This window comes from Streptomyces soli, from assembly GCF_003999195.1.
Classification (GTDB): domain Bacteria; phylum Actinomycetota; class Actinomycetes; order Streptomycetales; family Streptomycetaceae; genus Actinacidiphila; species Actinacidiphila soli.
In genome coordinates this window covers 1-7,627 of record NZ_RJVR01000409.1, presented here as the reverse complement: position 1 = coordinate 7,627, position 7,627 = coordinate 1, and the positions used below count along the sequence as shown (strand labels likewise).

At 67.0% G+C, this 7,627-nt stretch carries 7 protein-coding genes and 1 pseudogene; 5 read left to right on the top strand and 3 right to left on the bottom strand.

The genetic code is table 11. The features are described from left to right. Positions 1-168: 168 nt before the first annotated feature. Complete coding sequence (locus EFK10_RS46760) at positions 169-762, bottom strand: insulinase family protein (RefSeq protein ID WP_164836526.1); 594 nt, start codon at positions 760-762, stop codon at positions 169-171. 294 nt (positions 763-1,056) lie between these two features. Between EFK10_RS46760 and EFK10_RS46755 the strand changes: the two genes are divergently transcribed. The 5 genes from EFK10_RS46755 (at position 1,057) to EFK10_RS46735 (ending at position 5,993) form a co-directional block, all read left to right on the top strand. Next, complete coding sequence (locus EFK10_RS46755; protein WP_127361687.1) at positions 1,057-3,915, top strand: PKD domain-containing protein; 2,859 nt, start codon at positions 1,057-1,059, stop codon at positions 3,913-3,915. 402 nt (positions 3,916-4,317) lie between these two features. Further along, positions 4,318-4,599, top strand: coding sequence for a type II toxin-antitoxin system Phd/YefM family antitoxin (locus tag EFK10_RS46750; protein ID WP_240677909.1), 282 nt, complete (start codon positions 4,318-4,320; stop codon positions 4,597-4,599). Between the two features lie 4 nt (positions 4,600-4,603). Then, on the top strand, positions 4,604-4,885 hold the full coding sequence (locus EFK10_RS46745) for a type II toxin-antitoxin system RelE family toxin (RefSeq protein ID WP_127361686.1): 282 nt from the start codon (positions 4,604-4,606) through the stop codon (positions 4,883-4,885). Positions 4,886-5,313: 428 nt separating this feature from the next. Then, positions 5,314-5,598, top strand: a complete 285-nt coding sequence (locus tag EFK10_RS46740; RefSeq protein WP_127361685.1) for a hypothetical protein — start codon at positions 5,314-5,316, stop codon at positions 5,596-5,598. Further along, complete coding sequence (locus EFK10_RS46735) at positions 5,580-5,993, top strand: DNA-binding protein (RefSeq protein WP_127361684.1); 414 nt, start codon at positions 5,580-5,582, stop codon at positions 5,991-5,993. Before EFK10_RS46740 ends, EFK10_RS46735 begins: the two co-directional genes overlap by 19 nt. 10 nt (positions 5,994-6,003) lie before the next feature. Here the strand turns inward: EFK10_RS46735 and EFK10_RS46730 are convergent. Both EFK10_RS46730 and EFK10_RS46725 read right to left on the bottom strand, forming a co-directional pair. After that, positions 6,004-6,303, bottom strand: a pseudogene (locus tag EFK10_RS46730) (GIY-YIG nuclease family protein); the annotation flags it as partial. Positions 6,304-6,622: 319 nt separating this feature from the next. Beyond that, the coding region (locus EFK10_RS46725; protein WP_456318741.1) for a hypothetical protein at positions 6,623-7,627 on the bottom strand (1,005 nt) is incomplete at its 5' end.

Genomic DNA, 7,627 nt, shown 5'->3' with positions numbered 1-7,627 from the left:
CGCTCACGGGGGAGGGCCGGATGAGCATTCACACGCAGGAATGGACCCTGGTGTGGCTGAACTGCGGGCTGATGAGTGCTGGAGCGTGGCTGGCGGGCAAGCGAACTCGTCCCGGTATTCCCTCGGGGCGCTGGCTAGCCGCAAGCGTGTTCTTCGGCAGTTGCGGTTTCATGCTGAGCAACCTTCCCCGGCTTTTGGGGTGGCCGCATGGCGTCGTGTTGACGCTCGACACTGTCGCCTTCCTCCCGTTCGCAGCGGCGTTGGCTGCGGCAGTGTGGGCTTGGCATAGCCGGCGGGGTAGCCCAGACAACGGTGGGCGATAAGTGCGGGGATGGCCGTGGGACTCAGCTGACCGCGCACCGCGCCCTGTTGGCTGGTCAACCGGCCGCGTCGGAACAGTCCGAGCGCCGGCAGCCGGGCGTGGGAGACCGAGTCCTCGCGTTCGCGGGCGTAGATGCCCTTGGTCATGGCACGGGCCCGCGCCAGTTCCTGTTCCGTGACGTCGTCGGTGAGCATCTCGTCCAGTACGCCGCGCACCGCGGCCAGGATCCGCGGCAGACCGTCCGGCACGCAGGTGAACAGCGTCAGCAGTCCCCCGACGTCGGCGAGCGGCTCCAGCACGGAGCGCACACGGTAGCTGAGCCCTTCCCGGTCCCGGATCCTGCTTCTGAGACGGCTGCTGGCGCTGCCGCCGAGGACGGTGTTGAACAGGCGCAGGCACTGCATCTCACGGTGCGACAGCGTGTAGCCGTCCCCGGGCACCGCCCACCAGCCCCCTCGCCCGAACTCTCTTCCGGCGCACGTCCCGTCGAAGACGGCGCACCGGCTGACGAGGGCACACGGTAATGGGAGGCTCAAGAGTCTGCAGTGCGCCGCTTTTCGATTGATCAAGATTTGTCTCAGGGGGCTCACTGGCGGCAGGGGGAGCCGCATCTAGATGATCTGCCCGTGCCTGATCTGCCGTATCGTTCCGCCAACTCCAGCAGACAGGTGACTGGATCTCAGTGGCCGTGCGCGCCGACGTCCGACGTCCCACGGCCCGGGGGGAACACGTCCATGAGCCGCAGGCGACTGCTCGCGACATCCGCTGCCGTCCTCTCCGTACTGATCGGCGGTCTCGGTGTCGGCGTAGTCCACGCCGACACCGGCGCGGCCCTGTACGTCGACGATGCCGGCGCCGGCTGCAGCGACACCGGACCCGGCTCGCAGGCGGAGCCCTTCTGCCAGATCCAGCCGGCCGCGGACGCCGCGGCGCCCGGGGACATCGTCTACGTGGCGCGGAACAAGACCCAGTACGCCCCGGTGACGATCGCGTCGGTCGGCACCGCGGACGCGCCCGTCACCTTCGTCACGGCTCCCGGCGACAGCTCGGCCACCGCCGCCGTCGTCCTGACCAAGACCTCGACGCCGGCTATGACCTTTTCCGGTGCCCAGTACGTCGACGTGACCGGGTTCAACCTCTCGTCCGTCGGGACGAACACCCTCGTGGTTTCCCGGTCCCAGCACATCACCTACGACAGGGGCTCGCTCATAACGGCTCAGGCGGCCCCGAGCACCGCTGAGACGATCACCGTCGACGGATCGTCCTCCGGCATCTCGCTCACCCGGCTGCAGATCGCGCCCGAATCCGGCGGTCTGGCCTTCGCGAGTGCGACCGGAGCACAGGACATCACGCTGGCCGACGACCGCACTCTGCTCGGCGGAGGCATCTCGGCCGCCGGCACCACGGGCATCCACCTGGCAGGCGACACCGTCGAGACGCTCTGCGGCAACGCCATCAGCCTGACCGACGGCAGCTCCGGGTCCGTGGAGAACACCGTTGCGCTCCCCGACACGACGGCATCCTGCTCAGACACCGGCACCCCTGCCGAGATCACGGTGGACGCCACCTCCGCACCGCAGGTCACCGCGGACTACAACGCGGTCAACCCCCGGTCGACCGGAACCGACTACGACTGGGCCGGCACCGCGTACGGCACCAGTCAGGTGTTCCGGGCCGGCACCGGCCAGGGAGCCCACGACCTGGACCAGACGGGCGTGACGCTCTCCACCTCGTCCGGACTGCCCTCGGAGCACTCGCCGCTGATCGACTCGGCGGACGCCGGCGCGCCCGGTGAGCTCCCCACCGACCTCCACGGGGCGCAGCGGGTCGACGACCCGCTCGTCGCCGAAACCGGCACGGGCTCCGGCGACTACGACCGGGGCGCGGTCGAGTTCCAGGACCCGCTGAGCCTGGGGATAGCGGGCCAGACGTCCGAGGACGTCTACGTCGGCGTGCCGGTCACCTTCACGGCCGACTTCGTCAACCCGTGGTCGGACTCCCTCGACGGCTACAGCTACACCTTCGACTTCGGGGACGGCACAACGGCCACGTCCACGTCGGGTTCGGTCACCCACACGTACACGCAGCCCACCACGAGTACCAACATCTACGCCACGGTCACGGTGTACCGACCGGACGGCACCAAGATGGGCACCGAGGTCAGCTACTACTTCCCCGTCCATCCGCTGCCGCCGCTGACCGGGAGCCTCAGCTGCCAGGCCGGCCCCGCTCTGCCGGACACCGCCGGCTGCAACTTCACCGCCTCCGGTTTCAGCGGCTACCCGATCACCAGCGACCGGATCACCTACGGCGACGGCTCTGCGGCAGTCTCCGTGACGGGCTCCAAGGGCTTCGTCCAGCACACGTACGCCGCCGCCGGCACGTACACCGTCACCCAGCAGCTCACCGACTCCGACGGACGCACCGCCACCGACACCACCCGAACCACCGCCGGCCCGGCCTATATCGCCACCAGCCCGAAGCGCATCCTCGACACCCGCAACGGAACCGGCGCCGCCAAGCGGAAGGTGGGGCCCGGGGGCATGATCCGCCTCAAGGTCCTCGGCGTGGGCGGTATCCCGACCTCCGGGGTGACCGCGGTCACCATGAACGTCACCGACACCGACGCCACCGCGAGCAGCTACGTCACGGTTTACCCGGACGGCACCAGCCGCCCGACCGCGTCTAACCTCGACTTCACCGCGGGGCGGACCAACCCGAACCTGGTCACGGTCCGGGTGGGCGCGGACGGCTACGTCGACCTGTACAACGCCCACGGCTACGTCGACCTCATCGCCGACACGCAGGGCTACTTCACGACCAAGTCCAGCACCAGCGACTACCGCATGAGCAACCTCGCACCTGTCACCCCGACCCGGGTCCTGGACACCCGCTACGGCACCGGCGCCGCCAAGGGCAAGGTCGCGCCCGGCAGCACGACGACCATCACCCTGCCGAAGGCGGCACAGGGGTCGGGCACCGTCGGCGCCGTCCTCAACCTCACCGTGACCGGAGGCACCAGCAGCGGCGTGGTCACCGTCTACTGCGGCAGCCGCCCGAGCACGTCGAACCTCAACTACCGCACCGGGCAGGCCGTCTCCAACCTGGTCGTGACGAAGGTGTGCAACGGCGGCGCGATCGAGATCTACAACGGTGGCGGACACGTCGACCTGATCGCCGACCTCCAGGGCCTCTACACCAACTCCGTCGTCGACGGCACCTCCCCCTGGGGCAGCCCCTTCGTCCCGGCCAACCCCACCCGCCTCCTCGACACCCGCAATGGCACGGGCGCCCAGGCCGAGCCACTCGGTGCGAACAGCACCCTCACCGTGAAGGTCGCCGGAGTCGACGGAGTCTCGGCCGACGCGACCGCCGTACTGGTCAACCTCACCGGCGTCACCCCGACCACCGCCACACACCTGACCGCCTACGGCGCGGGCAGCCTGCCGAACGTGTCCAACGACAACCTGAGCGCCGGCGAAACCCGGCCAGTCCTAGCTGTGGTCCCCGTCGACGCCGATGGCTACGTCCACATTCACAACGCGAACGGATCGGTCAACGTCGTCGCCGACCTCGAGGGCTACATCGGCTGACCGCGCCCAGGAACACCCAGCTCCTCCTCACCACGCACCGCCCCCGGAAGCGAGGAGGCTCAGCGGGTGATCGCTCCCGCACAGGGCTATCGTTCCGCTGTGACTGTTACCTACGGGTAAGGGCGGGTTGAGGCCGAACTCGCTGATGGCGGGTTGGTGCGGCAGGCCGAGCCGTTGATGTATCTCGCGGTGACCACCTGGCCTCGGGAAGTCGCGCCCGTCGTACGGGTCGGGTTACGAGCAGTGGCGCTCAGGGAGATGGGCAATGCGATGTGCGGGCGACCGTGCCCCGGGCGATGCGGTGGCGCCGATCCTGCGCGATATGGACTTCGGCTTCGCCGGGGCGCTGAAGGTGATCCGAAGATCGTCCGGGCCATTATGTACATCTGCTACATTGGTGACATGAGTGATCCCGTGATCGAATCCATGGCCGATGTCCGCAGTCACCTCGCGGATGTCATCGATCGCGCCCGCCGGGAGGAAACCCCGACGATCATCACTCGGCGCGGCAAGCAGGAAGCCGTCGTGATCGACATCCAGGAGTACCAGCGCCTGCGTGAGATCGCGGAGAACGCCGAGGAGGCGTGGCTCAACCAGCTGGCCGACGAAGCCGAGTCCGAGGGTGTGGAGGGGTCGGTCTCGCTCGAAGAGATGGCCGCCTTGCTGCGCGCCGATCAAGGCTGATCTCATGGGGTACGTCACGCGCTTCACGCCGCGCGCCCAGCGGGACATGCTCAAGATCCCACGCCCGGACGCCCTGCGCATCCTGTACCGCCTGGCCGAACTCCAGAAGGCGATGGACGCGGGGGACAGCACGTCGTTCGACATCAAGGCACTCCAAGGGCACAGCGCCCGCTGGCTGCTCAGGGTTGGCGACTACCGCGTCGTCTACACCGTTGAGGACGGCCAGTTGATCGTGTGGGTCCTGGCCGCCGGCAACCGCCGCGACATCTATCGCCAAGTTCCGTAGGCCCTCCAGCAGTGCAGGTTGATGCCGACTGCCTGCCGGGAGTCGCGGGGGCGTGCGCCTGCCTGTTTGTCGAGATGTCTCGAATGTCGCCTGCAAATGCAACCAAAACTGCGACCACGCACGACGAAGGGCCCCGCAGCGGGGCCCTTCGAAATCGTGCCCGGTGAGGCACTGGCGGAGGATACGAGATTCGAACTCGTGAGGGGTTGCCCCCAACACGCTTTCCAAGTCTCCGTCCGGGGGTTCGCGAGGGTTCGGGGGCGGTCCTGACCTGCGGCGGAGCGGTCGCTGGAGGGGCTTCCGAACGCCGCTGAACGTTGATGAATGAGACCAAAACTGAGACCAAAGGATGGCTGGGATCCGCTGGCCGAGATGGTCGGGGAGTAGCGCGATCGACGGGATTCCTACTTGTTTGATAATCTCGTGCCATGACTGAGATCCCGTACAGCGTCGGAGAGGGACCTGCGACCCGAGTGAGCCTCTCCCTACCCGAGGGGACGGCCGAGGCGATTCGTCAGCGGGTGGGCAAACGTGAGTTCTCTGCGTTCATCACCGCAGCCGTTGAGCGTGAACTGCGCGGTCAGATCCTGGACGAGTACCTGGCGGACTACGAACGCCGCAAGGGTCCCGTCTCCGAGCAGGAGCAGGAACAGGCGCGCCGGGTCTTCGACGAGGTATTCGCCGAGGAGGGCCAGTGGCCCGCCGCAAGCTGAGCCACGAAGGCACCCTCGTGCTCGACTGCGAGGGCCTGTCCAAACTCGTCAATGATCACGAGCCCGTGGTCGCCCTGGTCGCGGAAGCCCGCAAGCGGGGCATGGAAGTAGTGATCAGTGCCCTGACCATCATCGAAGCCGCACACCGCCGTACCGACCAGGCGCGGCTCGCCTGGGTTCTGTCCGGTATGAGGATCGTGCACATCGGCGACGAGGAGGCCAGGGCCGCCTCCGCCATGCTGATCAACGCCGGACTGCACGGCCACAAGTACGCCATCGACGCCGTCGTGGCCGAGATGGCGCTGCGGCAACGGCGGCCGGTCGTGCTGCTCACTTCGGACATCGACGACATGATGAAACTGTGCGGCGACAAGGTGCGCCTCGTGGCCGTGTAGCGGGTGTTGATCACGTACCCTGGGCCGCTGCGCCGACGCGCCATTCCAGGGCTTGGGGTTCTTCGGTGAACTCAATCAGGTGCTGGCCGGCGCGGCGTTCGAGTGCGTCCCTCACCTCGACAGGGCTGACGTAGAAGAACTCCTTGCGACTGTTGACGCGATTGACCTTGCGTGCCGCGAACTCCTGGTGCAATCGGGCTTCCAGTCCGACCGCGTCCTTGCTGAAGATCAAGGCGTGGACATCGAAGCGGAAGGGCACGCAACCGCACTCCGTTGCGCTCCGTCTGCGAGCCCGACGGGGAGCGCCACTGCGCGATCTGCCGGTCCCGGGAGATGGCGAGCTGGTGCCGTGCGGTCAACTCAGCTTCGCCGAAGACGCCGTGGACGAAAGCTGTCGCCTCCTGCTCGATGGAGTCCGGCAGGCTCTGCATGCTGCCGTACACCTGCCGTACGGCAGACACCACGGTGGACTTGCCAGCACCGCGGCCTCCGATGATGACGTTCAGCCTCGGATCGAAAGAGACCTGTAGCGGAGCAGTGGAATTGCCCAACGTACCGCCGAGGTCGATGCTCTCCACCCACGCGTGGTCGACGACATTGGGATCTGGGTGCGCGGTGAGCCGTGGGTCCTAGCTGGGAATGATGCGTGCACCGTGGTCGAGAAACGCTTGTCGAAGTGACTCCTTCGACGGCGTGTCCATCCGGATCCAGGTGTACCGCGATCCCAGACTCTCCAGGCTGTAGGCGTCCGACGTCGCGAGGAACGGCAGGCGGTCCAGGCAAGGGAAATTGTCAAGTTCCCGGTTCAGGAAGCGAGCGGCGAAACTTTTCCCGGACTGCCGTTCCTCGGTCACCTCACCGGGGTCGACCGCACCAAGCCGGTCGTGGTGGAGTGCCTTCCAGCGCAAATCCCCGCGTACCGTATTCCCCGAGGCAAGGCCATTGTCGCCGAGCACGTGCGGAGCAATGGCCAGCCACTGCTCGGGCAGTTCGTCCAGGATTTGGTTGACCGTTCGCGGAGCTGGCGCGGGATCCTTCGTCTTCGGGTTGAACCTCGGATGGTCGTCCTCGAAACCACAGGTGCGTGCGAGCAGCATGTCGATGTCCTGCTCGGTGCGGTCCAAGTCACCGATCAGGATCAGGTGGGCCCCATCCGATCCTGACGCGGTCGTCACCTCGACGCCAGGGAAGACGACGATGCCGTGCCTGCGCCCTGCGTCCTGCATAACAGGGAGCCACGAACCAGTGTTGTGATCCGCCAGGGCGATTACCTCGATACCGCACTCGCGAAGCCGCTCCATGTAGGCGTCCGCGAAGCGGATCCGGTCATCCTCCTGGGCAAAGTCGTACGCGCTGCCTGCCGGGAGGGTGAACTTCCATGCTGGTGTGGCCACTTGAAGGTCACACTTGTACCAACGGGACGCCTTCATCACCGCTCTCGACGGGGCGCATGGACGTTCCTGCGCCAAGGGGGACCCATTCTGTGCCAGCAGACACCGGAATGTCACAGCTTTTGATGTAGGAGGCGGAACCGGATCGGTTGAGTCGGCCTGAAGCGCGGTTCCGGTGTTGCCACCGGTCCGTTTCTTCAGGCCGCTCTCCGAACCCGGCGTACCCGTCTCCGAGTACCGGGC